Here is a 16,032-nt window from a genome sequence, read left to right as displayed (position 1 = left end):
AGCTTCAATCAGTTGATCGTTTGATACTTCACCGGTCCTGTCCCACTGGGGCGGGCAGGACCGGTGAACAAACGCTTTCTCCATTGCTTACCCAGGGTGGCGGACCTACCGTCGCACCATGGGTGGGGAACCCGGCGCCAGGTCGAGCCTGCGCGAGGCTCGACCTCTTCTGCTTGTCGTCGACATCGATCCGCAACGACTGGACCGGATCGAGCGCGAGCTGGAGCGGAGTTTCGGCGTCGATTTCAGAGTGCGCGGCGAGCTGACCGCTGCCGCCGCGCTGGGCAGTCTGGACTTCGCGCGCGAGGTGGAACAACGAGTCGCCGTCGTGCTGGTCGATCATGATCTGGCTGCCGACCAGCGCTCCGCGGTGCTCGACCGGGCCCGGACGCTGCACCCGGATGCCCGCCGCGCGCTCCTGATCGAGTGGGGCGCGTGGCGCCGGCGTGACACGGCCGCCGCGATCCTGGCCGCGATGGCGGTCGGCGACATCAACTACTACGTGCTGAAGCCGTGGATCTCGCACGACGAACTGTTCCATCGGACCGTCGCCGAGTTCGTCCAGGAGTGGTCGCGCAACGAGGTCGCCAACCTGCGCGAGGCTGTCGTGATCGCCTCCGAGAGATCTGCGCGCGGCCATGCGATCAGGAGTCTGCTGGCCCGCAACGGCATCCCCAGCGCCTTCCGGCCGACCGGCTCGGCCCTCGCGGACGCCGTACTGCGGGAGGTGGGCGAGCCCGATCCCGGCGACGGCGTACTCGTGTGGATGCCAGCCGTCGGTGGCGCGTTGCTGCACGATCCGACCGACGCCGAGGTCGCCGAGGCGTGGGGTGTGCACACGACACTCGAGGAGGAAGAACGGGACTTCGACGTACTGGTGATCGGAGCGGGACCGGGCGGTTTGGCTGCCGCCGTTTACGCGTCGTCGGAGGGGCTGCGGACGCTCGTGGTGGAACGCGAGTCGATCGGTGGGCAGGCCGGGACGAGTTCGCTGATCCGGAATTATCTGGGCTTCTCCCGGGGCATCAGCGGTTCTGAGCTCGCACAGCGCGGCTACCAGCAGGCGTGGGTCTTCGGCGCGCACTTCGTCCTGATGCGCGAGGTGGTCCGGCTCGAACCGCAGGGCGACCGCTTCCTGACCGAGATCGGCGACGTCGGCGAGGTGACGGCGAAGGCGGTCGTGCTGGCGACCGGGGTCTCGTACCGTCGGCTCGGCGTACCGTCGCTGGAGGCGCTCACTGGCGCAGGCGTGTACTACGGCGCGTCCGTCTCCGAGGCGCACGGACTGACCGGCATGGACGCGTGCGTAGTCGGCGGCGGCAACTCGGCCGGTCAGGCTGTGCTCCACCTCGCCCGGTACTGCCGCCGCGTCACCCTGGTGATTCGTGGCGACGACCTCGCGGCGAGCATGTCGCAGTACCTGATCGACGCGATCGATGCCGCGGACAACGTTGTACTGCGTGTCGCCGGCGAGGTGGTCGGCGGCGGTGGCGACGGGCGACTCGAGACGATCGTCCTGCGGGATCGCCAGACGGGTCAGGAGGAGACGCTGCCGGTCGACGGGTTGTTCGTGATGATCGGCGCCGAACCCGGTACCGGCTGGCTGCCGGAGAAGGTCGGCCGCGACCACTACGGCTTCGTCCTCGCCGGAGTGGACGCGGCGGCGGATCCGCTGTGGACCGAAGACCGGCCGCCGCAGCCGTACGAGACGACGATTCCGGGCCTGTTCGCGGTCGGCGACGTCCGCTGCGGGTCGGTCAAACGGGTGGCCTCGGCGGTCGGTGAGGGCTCGGTCGTCGTGTCGCAGATCCACGGCCATCTGAAGGAACTCGCGCAGCGGGCCCTCGGTGGCTTGGCAGGTCGCGATGGCTGAGCGGCGGTTCGTCTACACCGGTGGGATGGTTGCGATCACGGCAGTCGTGCTGCTGATTCCGCCGGCCGGGTTGGTGCTGCTGCTCCGCGAACCACAGCTGGACGTGCACTGGGAGCATCACCCGTCGCATTTCTGGTTGGTTCTGCTGACGGCGTTGCTGAGTGCGGTACTGGCCCACGGCATGGGTGCGGCGGCGCTGCGCCGAGGCGATCCGCGGGTGTTGCTGGTCGCGTTGACGTTCCTGTCGTCGGCGGGTTTCCTCGGGCTGCACGCGCTCGCGACGCCACGAGTTCTGATCGACACGCCGAACGCCGGGTTCGTACTGGCGACGCCGGTGGGGATCGCGCTCGGCTCGGTGTTCGCCGCCCTGTCGAGCCTCATGCTCTCCGGTACCCAGGCCGCCGGCGCGGTGCGGTGGGGCCGGTGGGCACGGGCCGGGCTGCTCGCGTTGATGGTCCTCTGGGCTATCGCCTCGGTACTGCGGCTGCCCCCGCTGCACGGCACGTCGGTACCGGAGATGGCCGACGGCATCCTGACCGGCCTGGCCATCCCGACGATCCTGCTCTACGGTCTGGCGGCGGCCCGCTACCTACGGCTGTGGTGGCAGCGGCCGTCGCTGATGCTGCTGTCGATGATCGCCGCCTTCGTGCTGCTGGCCGAGGCGATGGTGGCACTGGTGTTCGCGCGGAACTGGGCGTTGTCCTGGTGGGAGTGGCACCTGTTGCTCCTAGCCGCCTTCGTCCTCGTGGTCGGCGGCGTGCGGATCCAGTGGCACGAGGAACGATTCGCCGACCTCTACCTGGCGGACACCGTGTCCGGACGGCGCGAGCTGAGCGTGCTTTTCGCCGATCTGCAGGGCTTCACCACGTTCTCCGAGAACCACGAGCCTGGCGAGGTCACCGCCATGCTCAACACGTACTTCGAGGTCGTGGTGCCGCCCGTTGTCCGCCGCCACGGTGGAGTGGTGGACCGGATCATCGGGGACGCCCTGATGGTCACCTTCAACAAGCGCGGCGACCAGCCTGACCATGCGGCCCGGGCAGCAGCCGCCGGGCTCGCCCTCCAGGAAGCAGCCGGGGTCGTCCAAGCGGCTCACCCCGACTGGCCGCGGTTCCGGGTCGGCGTGAACAGCGGGATCGCCTCGGTCAGCCTGCTCGGTACCGAAGGCGGCCGCACCCACACCGTCATCGGCGACACCGTCAACGTCGCCTCCCGGATCGAGGGCAAAGCCCCACCCGGTGGCGTCGCCATCGGCCCCGCCACCCTCGCCGCCCTCCCCCAAGCCGTCACAGAATCTCTGGGCCTGCTCCACCTCAAAGGCAAATCAGAACCCCTTGAGGTCTTCCACCTGCTGTCCCTGACAGCCGATCCCGCACAGAACGTCTGAAGGATCACCCTCGCCTTGACCCGCGCCACCCGGTGTTCACGTGTTGGACCTTGGTTCGCCCCGACAGGGGTGTGAGAATCCGCCACATGTCTGCCCAGAACCGATCGCGGCGCCGCCTGGGCGCCTTGCTGATCACCTCCAGCCTCGTCGCGTCCGGCACCGCCGTCGCGGTGATCGCCTCGCCTGCTCTCGCTGCCTCGTCGACCGTCGTGATCACCGAGGTGTACGGCGGTGGCGGCAACTCCGGCGCGCCGTACACGAACGACTTCATCGAGCTGACCAACAACAGCAGCTCCCCGGTCGACCTGACCGGCTGGTCGATCCAGTACGCCTCCGCCGCGGGCACCTCCTGGGCGAACAAGATCAACCTCACCGGCAGCATCGCCCCCGGCAGCGTCTACCTGGCCCAGGGCGCGTCCGGTGGCGCCAACGGCCAGCCGCTGCCGACCCCCGACGCGACCGGCAGCGTGAACATGTCCGCCTCGGCCGGCAAGATCGCCCTGGTCACCTCGACCACCAGCCTGACCTGTACGACGGGCTGCGCCACCGCGGACGGCGTCATCGACTTCGTCGGCTACGGCTCGGCCAACGACAGCGAGACCAGCCCGGCCCCGGCCACCTCGAACACCACCTCGGCCACCCGCAAGGTCCCGACCAAGGACGAGGACAACAACGGCACCGAGTTCGCAGCGGTCAACCCGTCACCCAAGACGCTGACCAGCACTCCGGACCCGGACCCCGTCGACGCCAAGATCCACGACATCCAGGGCGCCGCCCACCTGTCGCCGATGGCCGGCAAGCTGGTCGCCAACGTCACCGGTGTGGTCACCGCGAAGAGCGGCAACGGGTTCTGGTTCCAGGACCCGCAGCCCGACGACAACCCGGCCACGAGTGAAGGTCTGTTCGTCTTCACCAGCTCGGCCCCGACGGTCAACGTCGGCGACGCCGTCACGGTCAAGGGCACGGTCGTCGAGTTCCGCCCGGGCGGTTCGGGCGGCACCGACAACCTGACCACCACCGAGATCACCAACCCTCAGATCACCGTGACCGGCACCGCCTCCGTGCCGGCCCCGACGATCGTTGGCCCGGGTAGCCGCGTCCCTCCGTCGACCGTGATCGACGACGACTCCACCGGTGACGTCGAGACGACCGGTACCTTCGAGCCGGCCACCGACGGACTGGACTTCTGGGAGTCACTGGAGGGCATGTGGCTCGGGATCGACCAGCCCGAGGTCACCGGCCCGACCAGCTCCTTCCGCGAGCTGCCCGTCGTACCGGCCGGATCCGGAGTCCGGACGGTCCGTGGCGGCATCCTGCTGCAGGCCGCCGACAGCAACCCCGAGCGGGTGATGCTGGACGATCTGCTGGCACCGATCCCCGACGCCAGCACCGGGGACAAGCTGACCGGCGACGGCACCACTGTCGTGACCGGCGTACTGGACTACGCGTTCGGCAACTTCAAGTTCCTCGTCACGAAGACCCCAACCGTTGTCGACGGCAAGATCCAGCGTGAGAAGACCAAGCCCTCCTCTCTGTTGCAGGTCTCCGTGGCCACCTTCAATGTCGAGAACCTCGACCCGTCCGACGGCGACGCCAAGTTCGACGGACTGGCCGAGGCGGTCGTGCACAACCTGGCCTCACCAGACATCCTCGGCCTGGAGGAAGTGCAGGACAATGACGGCGCGGTGAACTCACCGATCACTGGCGCTGACCTCACCCTGAACCGGCTCGCCGCCGCGATCCAGGAGGCCGGCGGCCCGAAGTACGCCTGGCGCCAGATCGACCCGGTGGACGACGCCGAGGGCGGCGAGCCGGGCGGCAACATCCGGGTCGCGTTCATGTACCGGACGGACCGGCCGGTGAAGTTCGTCGACCGGGCCGGTGGCGGCTCCACCACGCCGACCACGATCACCACCGACAAGTTCGGCCGCCCGCACCTGAGCTCGTCGCCGGGCCGCGTCGACCCGGCCAACCCGGCCTGGGCCGCCGCCCGCGTCCCGCTCGCCGGCGAGTTCAGCTGGCACGGCCAGAGCCTGTTCGTGGTGGTCAACCACTTCAGCTCCAAGGGTGGCGACGACCCGCTCTGGGGCCGGACCCAGCCGCCGGTCCAGGTGACCGCGGCCAAGCGGCACCTGCAGGCCGAGTCGGTCCGCGGATTCGTCGACCAGATCCTGGCCAAGGACCGCGGGGCCAACGTCGTCGTCCTCGGCGACATCAACGACTTCGACTTCAGCCGGACCACCGACATCCTGGTCGGCACCGGCAAGACGTCGCTGATCGACCTGCCGCGCACGCTGCCGCTGAAGGAGCGGTACAGCTACGTGTTCGAGGGCAACAGCCAGATCCTCGACCAGATCCTGATGTCGCAGAACCTCAAGCCCGGTTTCAGCTACGACATCGTGCACATCAACAGCGAGTACGTCGACCAGATCAGCGACCACGATCCCCAGGTGGTGCGGCTCACTCCGCTGCCGTCCTGGTTCCGCTGACACCAGCGCGAACCACCAGCGAACCACCAGCGCCCGCCGACGCCCGCCGACGACGCACTACGGGCTGATTGCGGGCCGCTTACGGGCCGCCGCCCGGGCGGGATTTCCTTGCCCGGGCGCCGATAATGGAGAGGAGCCGGCGTCCCTCGGGATCCGGCTCCTCGACTGAGGAGGTCCTGTGACAGAGAGCACCAGGCAGTACGCCGTACAGAAGTCCGACGAGGAGTGGCGGGCCGAGCTGTCCCCCGCGGAGTTCCAGGTACTGCGCAAGGCCGGCACGGAGCGCCCGTACACCGGTGAGTACACCGACACCAAGACCGTCGGCGTCTACAAGTGCCGGGCGTGTGACGCGGAGCTGTTCCGCAGTGAGACGAAGTTCGACTCGCACTGCGGCTGGCCGTCCTTCTTCGCCCCGCTGGCGGAGGACCGGGTGGAGTACATCGAGGACAGCACCCTCGGCATGAAGCGCGTCGAGGTCCGCTGCGCCAACTGCGGCTCCCACCTCGGCCACGTCTTCGAAGGCGAGGGCTACGGCACCCCCACCGACCTCCGCTACTGCATCAACTCCGTAAGCCTCACCCTCGCACCAACGAGTTGAGGGCGGGTCGTCGGCCGCTGACGGACTAAAGTTGGCCACCGCGATGCCATCCTGGGGAATCCCCGTGTTCGAGTCCATCACGCCGTCTGCCGTTCGGGCTCCGCGGTGAGCGCCCAGGGTGGTCTGTCGCGTAGCTAGCCAGGTGCCCGACAGGCGAAAGGATCCATGTGGCTGACGACACCCGGAGACCGCGAGTTCTCGACGTTCTCGCGGCCGACCAGCCCTGGGAAGTACCGGACGACTGGCTGGCCGGTATCCGTGGCCAGTTGCGTACCTGGGCCGACGACCCGAGTGCGCTGCGGCCGGACGCCTTGCCGGAGTTCGTCAGGGGCACGCCAGCCGCGGTGTGGTTCACCCATCAGGTCGCTCCACTGCTGACCGGCTGGATCCCGGTGCTGCACGGCGAATGCGCCGACATCGCCGCCGTACTGACCCGGGACTTCTACCGGCCTTCGGTACGGTTCGGCGGCGCCGGACACGTGGTCCGGGTCGCGGCCGGCGATTGGCCGCTGCAGGTGGTGTCCGGCGCGCGGGGCTTCCCCGAAGAAGGCCGCAGGCAGGCGCTGCTGATGTCCCGGGACGTGGTAAGCCTGTTCGTCGACGCCCCGCCGATGGCAGCCCGCGCCCGGGCCCTGACCACCGCGTTCGACCGGGTGCTGGCCGACCGCGAGGTCACCCGCATGCACATGGCCGCCGACTACGAGACGATCGCTCAGTTCTGGGCGACGGCCGTGCTCAGCGACGACGAGCGCGCAGTGCTCCCGGAGCTGGCCGGCCCCGCGTCGGCCCTGCAGTACTCGCTCAGCACGCTGCGGGACGCGCACGCCAAGCTGTCGACGGCGATCCCGGACGACGAGGCCGGCGACTTCGCACAGTTGCTGGCCCGGCTGATCCTGGCCACCGGGCTCAGCGGCCAGCCCCCCGCCGTCGGCCAGATCCTGGGCGTCGCCGGCTGGGACGTCGAGAACGCCCTCGCCGACCTCAGGAACGGCTTCGACCCACACACCTGGCTGGCCGGCAACACCGAGTGGCTGGCCCGCGCGGTCCGCCAGGAGCAGGAGGTGCTCGCTCGGTCCTGGGCCGCCGCTGCCACCCGGGTGTCGGTCCACCTGGCCGGCGTACTCGCGGACGCACCGTGGCCGGAGCCGCAGGTCCCGGACCTCGGCGCGTTCTTCCGGCTCCTCGACCGTGAGCGCTGGGCGGTGGCTGACACCCCCGGCGCTTCCGGTACGGCGAACCAGCCGGCGACGACGGCGGCTCTCCTGGGTGTCTGGGGCTCCGTCCAGGTCGATGGTCCCGCTGATCAGCAGCCCGCGGGCGCGGTCGCGGCCGAAGGCGCCCCCGAGCCGGTTGCCGGGGCCGAACCCGCGGTCGAAGGCGCTCCCGAGCCGGTTGCCGGGGCCCAGCCCGCCGTCGAAAGCATCCCCGAGCCGCCGGTCGAGGTCGAGCCCACGGCCGAAGGCGTACCCCAGCAGGTGGTCGAGGCCGAGCCCGCGGCGGAAGCCGTCCCCGAGCCGGCGGTCGACGTACCGGCTGTTGCCGCGACCGAGGTCCCGCCGATGCCCGCCGACGCCGCCGTACCGGATCCCGACATGTTGGCCGTTCCGAAACCGGTGGACCATGGCGTCGACGCGCTCGCCGAGCTGGACTCGCTGATCGGGCTGGAGTCGGTCAAGGACGCGGTGCACCGGATGGTGGCCGAGATCAAGACCAACCTGCGCCGCAAGGACCTCGGCCTGCCGACTCACGAGCGCGCCCGCCACATGGTGTTCGTCGGCAAGCCCGGTACCGCCAAGACCACGATCGCCCGGTTGCTGGCCCGGATCTACAAGCAGCTGGGCGTGCTCGAGAGCGGCCACGTTGTCGAGGTCGACCGGTCCGACCTGGTCGGTTCCGGCGTCGGCACCACCGCGCCGATGACCGCGGGCAAGTTCCGCGAGGCGCTCGGCGGGGTGCTGTTCATCGACGAGGCCTACACCCTGGTGCCGGAGCACAGTCCGGGCGACTACGGGCTCGAAGCCGTCGCCACCATCCTGAAGATGATGGAGGACTATCGCGACGAGTGCGTCGTGATCGTCGCCGGGTACCACCGCGAGATGCAGCGGTTCATGGACTCCAACACCGGGCTGGCGTCGCGATTCCCGAAGCTGCTGTCCTTCAGCGAGTACGACACCGATCAGCTGGTCGCCATCTTCGAGCTGCAGGCCCGGCAGAAGGGCATGATCTACACCGATGCGGTGATGGACGTGGTCCGCAAGGTCATCCCACCTGCTCCCCGTGGCCACAGCTTCGGCAACGGCCGGTTCATCCGGAACATCCTCGAGGAAGCCATCTCCAACCAGGCGACCCGGCTCTCCGAGCGTGACCCGGACGGCCTGACCGAGCGCGAACTGCGCGAACTCCTGCCGGAGGACGTCAAGCCGGCCGCATCCATGCGCGCCGAGGACTACCTCCTCCAGAAGCCCGGAACCTGACCCACGGAGGCCCGGAACCGGACCCGCCGGACGTCCCGCCGCCACCCCGGCTCAGCCACCCGGCGTCCCCGCCCCCGGCTCAGATCGGGGTGGCGAGGGCGACCGGGTTCTGGTCTGGGTCGAAGGCGTAGGCCTGGCGTTCGCCCCAAGGCATGTTCGCGGGTTCCTGGACGATCTTGTACCCCTCGGCGCGGAGGGTTTCGACCTGGGCGTCCACATCGTCGACGTACAGGAAGAGCTCGAAGCGTGGGGCGGTGCCGACGGTGATGCCCAGTTGGGCTTCTGGCCAGCTGGTGTGGGCGATGCCGAGCGACGAGTCGCCGCGCTCGAGGCCGACATAGTGCGGGTCGCCCTCGAGCGGGAACTGGTAGACCGACTCGTACCCGAGCAGCGAGTAGAACGCCACCGACCGGTTCATGTCGCTCACGTACAGCACCGGGAAGGCCTTACGTTGCATGATCAGGCCAGGTTCGCGATCAGCTCGCCGAGCCCGGTCCGCTTGCCGGTGTAGAACGGGACTTCCTCGCGGACGTGCCGCCGGGCCGTGGACGCGCGCAGGTCACGCATCAGGTCGACCATCCGGTGCAGCTCGTCAGCCTCGAACGCCAGCATCCACTCGTAGTCGCCGAGCGCGAACGACGCGACCGTGTTCGCCCGTACGTCGGGGTAGCCGCGAGCCATCTTGCCGTGCTCGGCCAGCATGAACCGGCGCTCCTCGTCCGGCAGCAGGTACCACTCGTACGACCGGACGAACGGGTAGACGCAAACGTACGCCCGCGCCTCCTCGTCGGCCAGGAAAGCCGGAATGTGGCTCTTGTTGAACTCGGCCGGCCGGTGCAGCGCGAACTGGGACCAGATCGGCGCCAGGTGCCGCCCGAGTCGCGACCGGCGCAGCGCGTGGTACGCCTTCTGCAGCGCGTCCGACGTGGGCGCGTGCCACCAGACCATGAAGTCGGCGTCCGCGCGGAACCCCTCCACGTCGTACCAGCCGCGGATCACCACATCCTCGTCGGCAGCGAGCTTGCCCAAGACGTCGGTGAGCTCGGCGGCCAGCTCGTCCCGATCCGCTTCGCCCAGTGGGGTCTCCACCTTGAAGACGGACCACATGGTGTAGCGGATGACGTTGTTGAGCTCCCGTGCCTTCGGCTTCGCTGGGTGGCTCCCAGCGTTGCTCTCGGGCGTGCTGTTCTCGGGCGTGTTGTTCTCAAGGGCGGCTGCCGGCGTCTCGGTCACCCTGCCATTGTCGCCAATGCGTCCAGGTGCGCCTGCACCCGGGTTGCCGCCTTGCTGCCGGACGCAACGCACGCGGCGATGCCGACACCCCGGTACGCCGCACCGCAGACCGCCAGGCCGGCCTGTTCCGCGACAGCGGCCTCCACTCGGTCAACGCGATCCAGGTGGCCCACGGCGTACTGCGGAAGTCCCCCACCCCACCGCGTGACCAGGGAGCCGACCACGGGTGCAGTAAGGCCGACAGCCCTGCCGAGGTCAGCGGTAGCCAGTGCGACCAGCTCCTCGTCGGACCGCTGCAGCACGTACTCCTCACCGAGGCGGCCGACCGAACAGCGCAGTACTGCGAGCTCTCCGCCGGCGTCGGCGCTCCACTGCCACTTGGCGTGGGAGTAGGTGGACGCCTTGATCGTCCGGCGCTCGACCGACGGGACCAGGAAGCCGGAACCGGTCGCAGTGGTCGGCCAGTCCCGCTTGCGGACAGCGAGGGTGATGATCGCCATGCTCGCGTACTCGATCGCAGCGAGCTCGGTGGATGCGGCAGGGACCAGGTCGGCGAGCATGCGGGCGGCGGGCGAGGCGGGGACGGCCACGATGACGGCATCCGCTTGCACGGTCTTGGGCGCGGGGACCGGGCCGGTTTCCAGTGCGTAGCCGGACTCGGTGCGCGCGATCCGGCGTACGGTCGCGTTGCGGCGGATCTCGACCCCGCGGGTTGTCAGGTCCTGCTCGAGGGCGTGGATGAGGCGGTTGATGCCGCCGCGGACACCGGCGAAGACGGGCGTGCCTTCGGCGACGCGGCGTTGGCCGATTTCGCGGAGCTCGGCGGTGGCGGCGAGGAGGCCGGGAGCGGTCTTCAGCTTGGCGAAGAGCTCCGGTACGGCGGCCGCCAGGGAGATCTCCTCGGCGCGGCCCGCGTAGACGCCGCCGAGCAGCGGGTCGATGAGCTTGTCGGTGACGGCGCGACCCATGCGCTCGGCAACAAACCGCCCGATCGCCACGTCCTCAGTCAGAGCGGGCTCGGGCAGTTCGGCCTCGTGCGCGACCCGCTCGGCAGCCTCAGCACCCAGTACGTCGACCGTGGCGACTGGGTCGACGGGGACGCCCATGACCGTCGGCGGGATCGCGCGGATCCGGTCGCCGATCCAGAGCCCGGCCGAGGTCGTTGCCGGGTGCACCAGTTCGTCGCCGAGGCCCACCGCCTTGATCAGATCGACCGCTTCAGGCCGCCGCGCCAGAACGGATTCGGCCCCTAGGTCGACGGGGACGCCTTCGAGCACATCGCCGGCCAGCTTGCCGCCGAGTCTCGGCGAGGACTCCAGCACCGTGATTCGCGGCGGATTCGGCCCGGTGGCCAACGCATGCGCCGCTGATAGACCGCTGATACCCCCACCAACGACAACCACCGACCGAGCGTTCACACACCCCATCCTCACAAACCACCCCAGCCGCCCCTCCCCGACCCCGCCCCACCCCGGCGCGGTCGGGGGTGCGGCCGCCAGCCGACTTGGGGCTAGCGGGCTGACTTCTCGTGGACGGCGCGGACGATCTGGTGGAGGACCTCGGGGTCGGCGGTTGGGGGGACGCCGTGGCCGAGGTTGAAGATGTGGCCTAGGGCGGCCTGGCCTTCGGCGAGGATGCGGTCGATCTCGGGCTCCAGGGCGTCCCAGCCGGCCGACAGGAGGGCCGGATCGAGGTTGCCTTGGACCGGTTTGGGTGCACCACCGGCAGCGGTGATTCGGCGTACGGCCTCGTCGAGTGGGACTCGCCAGTCGACGCCAACGACGTCCGCGCCGGCCTCGCTCATCAGGGGCAGGAGTTCGCCGGTGTTCACCCCGAAGTGGATCTTCGGGACGCCGTACTGCGCCAGCGCGGCGAACACCTTGGCCGAGTGGGGCTGCACGAACTCGGCGTAATCGCGGGGAGACAACGCCCCCGCCCACGAGTCGAACAGCTGGATCGCGGACGCGCCCGCCTCGACCTGCACCGACAGGTACGCGATCGCCACCTCCGCGAGCCGGTCTGCCAGGGCGTGCCACAGCTTGGGGTCGCTGTGCATGAGCGACTTCGTTTTCGCGTAGTCCTTGCTCGGGCCGCCCTCGACCAGGTACGACGCGACCGTGAACGGCGCCCCCGCGAACCCGATCAGCGGGGTGCCACCGAGTTCCGAGACGAGTTGCTTCACCGAGTCCGTGACGTACGGGACGTCCGACGGCTCCACGGGGCGGACCGGGTCCAGGTCGTCGAAGGACCGGACCGGGGTGGCGATCACCGGGCCGATTCCGGGCTTGATCTCCAGGTCCACGCCGACCGCTTTCAGCGGCAGCACGATATCGGAGAAGAAGATCGCCGCGTCCACACCGTAACGGCGTACCGGCTGCAGCGTTATCTCCACGACGAGGTCGGGCCGGGTGCAGGACTCGAGCATCGTGGTGCCTTCCCGGACCGCGCGGTACTCGGGCAGCGAGCGGCCCGCCTGGCGCATGAACCAGACCGGCGTATGCGGTCCGGGCTCACCCCGGGCGGCCAGCAGGAAGGGGGAATGTTCGGTAGCGGTCGGTGATGGACCGGGTTGAGTCAACGGCACGGCACCGATGATCCCATGCCGGGTTCAGCGGTACACGGCGCGATCCGGCGTACGGCGCAACGGTCGACGGCGCGTGATTCGGCGCCGCGTGCAACGGGTTGGCGGCAGGTCGACCCGTGCCCGTGAAGCGGTTACCGGCGCGTCGCCACCGGCGTCGGTGAGTAATCAGTCGTAGGCTGCGAAGCATGGGTGCCCGCAAGCAGGTCGACGCGCCACCCGCGGAGTTCGCCGAGGCCCTGACGCAGTTGCGTGAGGCCCGGTTCCGGCCCGAGGTCTTCGTCGAGGAGATGCCCGCGCCGCAGCGGATCGCTCCGCACGCGGCCGCGGTCAGCGCTGACGTGACGGTCGACGGTGACGATATCGCCACCGGCCGTCTGGTCGTCCTCTACGACCCGGCCGGGAACGACGCCTGGCAGTCGACCTTCCGCTGTGTCGCGTACGTGCGCGCCGCCGTCGAACCGGAGATGGTGACGGACGCGCTGCTCGGCGGCGTGGGCTGGACCTGGCTGATGGAGGCGCTGGCCGACCGGGGTGCGGAGTACTTGGCCCCGAGCGGTACCGTCACTCGGGTGGTATCCGAGAGTTTCGGCGGGATGGCCGACGACGACGCGACGGCGGAGATCGAGATCCGTGCGTCCTGGAGCCCGATGCCGGGCCCGGGCGGCGCGGTCGACGTGACCCGGCACGCCGAGGCGTGGGGCGAGGTGCTGTGCACCGCGGCGGGGTTGCCGCCGGTTCCGCCGGGGGTGGTGGCGATGCCCACCCGGCGCGGTCAGCGGGGCCTATGAGCCCGGCCGAGACGCAGCAGCCGCCCGTCCCGGACGATCCGACCGAGAACCTGCCCCTGCTCGAACTTCGCGACGGATTGTCCGAAGTCGTGGACAACGATGTCACACTGAGTGAAGTTGTCGAGGCATTCCGTAGTGGAACCGGCCCGGTGGCCGTCGACGCCGAGCGCGCGTCCGGTTACCGGTACTCACACCGGGCCTACCTGGTTCAGCTCCGCCGCGAGGGCTCCGGCTCCGCGCTGGTCGACCCGATCCCGTTCGGCGACCTGTCCGCGCTCGGTGACGCGATCGTCGACGCCGAGTGGATCATCCACGCCGCCAACCAGGATCTCGCCTGCCTGGCCGAGGTCGGGATGGTCCCGCGCAGCGTCTTCGACACCGAGCTGGCCGGCCGGCTGCTCGGGTACCCGAAGGTCGGCCTGGCGTCCCTGGTCAGCGAGGTGCTCGGCTACCGGATGCGCAAGGAGCACTCGGCCGCCGACTGGTCGACCCGGCCGCTGCCCGGTCCCTGGCTGGTGTACGCCGCGCTCGACGTGGAGATGCTGATCGAACTGCGCAACGCGATCGAGGTCGAGCTCCGCCGCGAGGGCAAGTGGGAATGGGCCCAGCAGGAGTTCGCCGCGATCCTGTCCGCGCCGCCCCGGGAGCCGAAGCCGGACCCGTGGCGACGGACCTCGGGGATGCACCGAGTCCGGAACCGCCGCAGCCTGGCCGTCGTACGGGCCCTGTGGGAGGCGCGGGACCAGCTCGCCGCCTCGGCCGACATCTCGCCGGGCCGGATCCTGCCGGACGCCGCAATCGTCGAGGCCGCGGCCGCGATGCCGGTCGACCGCGAGACGTTGCAGCGCCTGACCGCGTTCAAGGGTCGAGGCGCGCATCGGCACATGCGGACGTGGTGGGAGGCGATCGACCACGCCCGTCGGCTGCCCGATGCCGAGCTGCCGAAGCAAGGCCCCAGGTACGACGGTCCCCCGCCGGCGCGGGCGTGGGCCGACCGAGATCCCGACGCCGCTGCCCGGTTGTCGGCTGCCCGCTCTACGGTCGGCGAGATCGCCGAAGCACACCGGCTCCCGACCGAGAACCTGCTGTCCCCCGACACGATCCGCCGTCTCGCTTGGACCCCGCCAACCGACCCCTCACTCGAGGCGGTCGGTAGCTTCCTCCGCGACCACGGCGCCCGCGAATGGCAGATCGCCCTCACCGCCGAAGTCCTCACCGACGCCATCGCCACCACCGCTCCCCCCGCCGAACCAATCGGCTGAGGCGCGGACCATCTCAGAGGCTAGCCCTCCAGTTGCATGGTTGGCCCCCGAGATTCCCAGGGGGCAACCATCGATCTCGGAGGTTAGCCTCTGAGATGGTCGGCAGCGGGGCGCGTCAGGCTGGGAGCTGTGCCTCGATGGCCGCGACTACCTCGTCGGACTCGGGCAGGGTCCGGGGGCGGAAGCGGGCGGCGATGGTGCCTTCCGGGGCGAGGAGGAACTTCTCGAAGTTCCACTGGATGTCGCCCGCCTCACCGGCCGCGTCGGGGGTGGCCGTGAGCTCGGTGTACAGGGGGTGGCGGCCTTCGCCGTTGACCTCGAGCTTCTCGAGCATCGGGAAGGTGACCCCGTACGTCGTCGAGCAGAACGTCTCGATCTCCTCGGCCGTACCGGGCTCCTGGCCGCCGAACTGGTTGCATGGGACGCCGAGCACGGTGAAACCACGGCTGGCGTACCGCTTCTGCAGGTTCTCCAGACCCTCGTACTGCGGGGTCAGGCCGCACTTGGACGCGACGTTGACGATGAGAACTGCCTTGCCCTTGTACTCGGACAGGGAGGTGCTCCCGCCGGACAGGGTGTGCAGCGGGATGTCGTACAGGCTCATGCAGGATCCTCACTCGGGGGCAGGTGAAGGGACAGGAACTCAGTCGTGCGTTGCCACGCCAAGGCGGATGCCTCGGAGTGGTGGAAGGCGGGCATGGGGTTGTCGAAGGCATGCCCGGCACCCGGGTACCGGTAGACCTCGGCGTCACCCAGAGCCGCCACGATCTGGTCGACCGTGGCGGGTGCCAGGTAGTCGTCGGCGTCGCCGAAGTGGTGCAGGCTGGTCGCGGTCACCTTCGGCGCCAGGTCGAGCAGGTTCGGCAGCGCGGACCCGTAGTAGCTGACCAGTACGTCCGGCGAGGACACAGCGGCGACGTTGAACCCGAGCCCGCCGCCGAAGCAGAACCCGATCACCCCGACCGCCGTGTCCCGGCCGCGCAGGTACTCCAGCGCGGCGACCGAATCCGAGACGGCGGCGGCCCAGTCCAGCCGGCCGAGTACCGCGAGCGCGCGGTCGAGCAGGTCGGGCGCATCGGGATCCAGGTCGACGTCGTCCAGGCGCCAGAAGATCTCCGGCACGACGACGTAGTACCCGAGGGCAGCCAGCTGGGCGGCGCGATCCTGGATGTAGTCGGTGACCCCGAAGATCTCCTGCAGGAGCAGCAGCCCAGGTCCGTCACCACCCGCAGGCTCCCACACGTGGACTGGCATCAACCCTGTACCGGTATCGATCTCCAAAGTCACACGGTGAAGCCTACAAGGCCGTGTCTCCCGATCCCCTGCAGTCGCGAGCAGGTGCTC

The 16,032-nt window shown here is 69.7% G+C and carries 13 protein-coding genes; 7 read left to right on the top strand and 6 right to left on the bottom strand.

Annotation, left to right across the window (positions count from 1 at the left end):
- The first annotated feature begins 118 nt into the window (after positions 1-118).
- The 5 genes from EV643_RS46745 to EV643_RS25515 all read left to right on the top strand — a co-directional run bounded on the left by EV643_RS46745 (position 119) and on the right by EV643_RS25515 (position 8,821).
- Positions 119-1,873, top strand: coding sequence for an NAD(P)/FAD-dependent oxidoreductase (locus tag EV643_RS46745; protein ID WP_133802675.1), 1,755 nt, complete (start codon positions 119-121; stop codon positions 1,871-1,873).
- The gene (locus EV643_RS25530) at positions 1,866-3,260 is read left to right on the top strand and encodes an adenylate/guanylate cyclase domain-containing protein (RefSeq protein ID WP_133802674.1); all 1,395 of its coding nucleotides are present in this window, start codon (positions 1,866-1,868) and stop codon (positions 3,258-3,260) included. Before EV643_RS46745 ends, EV643_RS25530 begins: the two co-directional genes overlap by 8 nt.
- Positions 3,261-3,346: 86 nt before the next feature.
- Positions 3,347-5,749 (top strand): DUF8508 domain-containing protein, encoded by a 2,403-nt coding sequence (locus EV643_RS25525; protein ID WP_133802673.1) that lies wholly within the window; start codon positions 3,347-3,349, stop codon positions 5,747-5,749.
- Positions 5,750-5,927: 178 nt separating this feature from the next.
- Positions 5,928-6,347: a peptide-methionine (R)-S-oxide reductase MsrB gene (msrB, locus tag EV643_RS25520; RefSeq protein WP_133802672.1), complete on the top strand. Its 420-nt coding sequence runs from the start codon at positions 5,928-5,930 to the stop codon at positions 6,345-6,347.
- Positions 6,348-6,514: 167 nt separating this feature from the next.
- The gene (locus EV643_RS25515; protein ID WP_238165793.1) at positions 6,515-8,821 is read left to right on the top strand and encodes an AAA family ATPase; all 2,307 of its coding nucleotides are present in this window, start codon (positions 6,515-6,517) and stop codon (positions 8,819-8,821) included.
- A 79-nt stretch (positions 8,822-8,900) separates the two neighbouring features.
- On the opposite strand, the gene EV643_RS25510 is transcribed toward EV643_RS25515, so the two are convergent.
- From EV643_RS25510 to hemE, 4 genes are all read right to left on the bottom strand, one after another.
- Complete coding sequence (locus EV643_RS25510; RefSeq protein ID WP_133802671.1) at positions 8,901-9,278, bottom strand: VOC family protein; 378 nt, start codon at positions 9,276-9,278, stop codon at positions 8,901-8,903.
- 2 nt (positions 9,279-9,280) lie between these two features.
- A complete protein-coding gene (hemQ, locus tag EV643_RS25505; protein ID WP_440589977.1) occupies positions 9,281-10,054 on the bottom strand; it encodes a hydrogen peroxide-dependent heme synthase in 774 nt (257 codons plus the stop codon).
- Entirely contained in the window at positions 10,051-11,472 is a 1,422-nt protein-coding gene (gene hemG, locus EV643_RS25500; RefSeq protein ID WP_238165792.1) for a protoporphyrinogen oxidase, read from the bottom strand. Before hemG ends, hemQ begins: the two co-directional genes overlap by 4 nt.
- 92 nt (positions 11,473-11,564) lie before the next feature.
- Positions 11,565-12,638, bottom strand: coding sequence for a uroporphyrinogen decarboxylase (gene hemE / locus EV643_RS25495; RefSeq protein ID WP_238165791.1), 1,074 nt, complete (start codon positions 12,636-12,638; stop codon positions 11,565-11,567).
- 185 nt (positions 12,639-12,823) lie between these two features.
- On the opposite strand from hemE, the gene EV643_RS25490 reads away from it, so the two are divergent.
- The gene (locus EV643_RS25490) at positions 12,824-13,426 is read left to right on the top strand and encodes a DUF3000 domain-containing protein (protein ID WP_133802668.1); all 603 of its coding nucleotides are present in this window, start codon (positions 12,824-12,826) and stop codon (positions 13,424-13,426) included.
- On the top strand, positions 13,423-14,688 hold the full coding sequence (locus EV643_RS25485) for an HRDC domain-containing protein (protein ID WP_133802667.1): 1,266 nt from the start codon (positions 13,423-13,425) through the stop codon (positions 14,686-14,688). The genes EV643_RS25490 and EV643_RS25485 overlap by 4 nt, the downstream gene beginning before the upstream one ends.
- A 115-nt stretch (positions 14,689-14,803) precedes the next feature.
- Here the strand turns inward: EV643_RS25485 and EV643_RS25480 are convergent, their stop codons facing one another.
- Together EV643_RS25480 and EV643_RS25475 are read right to left on the bottom strand one after the other, a co-directional pair.
- Positions 14,804-15,292, bottom strand: a complete 489-nt coding sequence (locus EV643_RS25480; protein ID WP_133802666.1) for a glutathione peroxidase — start codon at positions 15,290-15,292, stop codon at positions 14,804-14,806.
- Positions 15,289-15,975: a dienelactone hydrolase family protein gene (locus tag EV643_RS25475; protein WP_133802665.1), complete on the bottom strand. Its 687-nt coding sequence runs from the start codon at positions 15,973-15,975 to the stop codon at positions 15,289-15,291. The genes EV643_RS25480 and EV643_RS25475 overlap by 4 nt, the downstream gene beginning before the upstream one ends.
- Positions 15,976-16,032: the final 57 nt, after the last annotated feature.

The organism is Kribbella caucasensis (assembly GCF_004361855.1).
GTDB classification, from domain to species: Bacteria; Actinomycetota; Actinomycetes; order Propionibacteriales; family Kribbellaceae; genus Kribbella; species Kribbella caucasensis.
The sequence above is the reverse complement of the archived record's forward strand: the minus strand, read 5'-3'. Positions and strand labels throughout refer to the sequence as shown.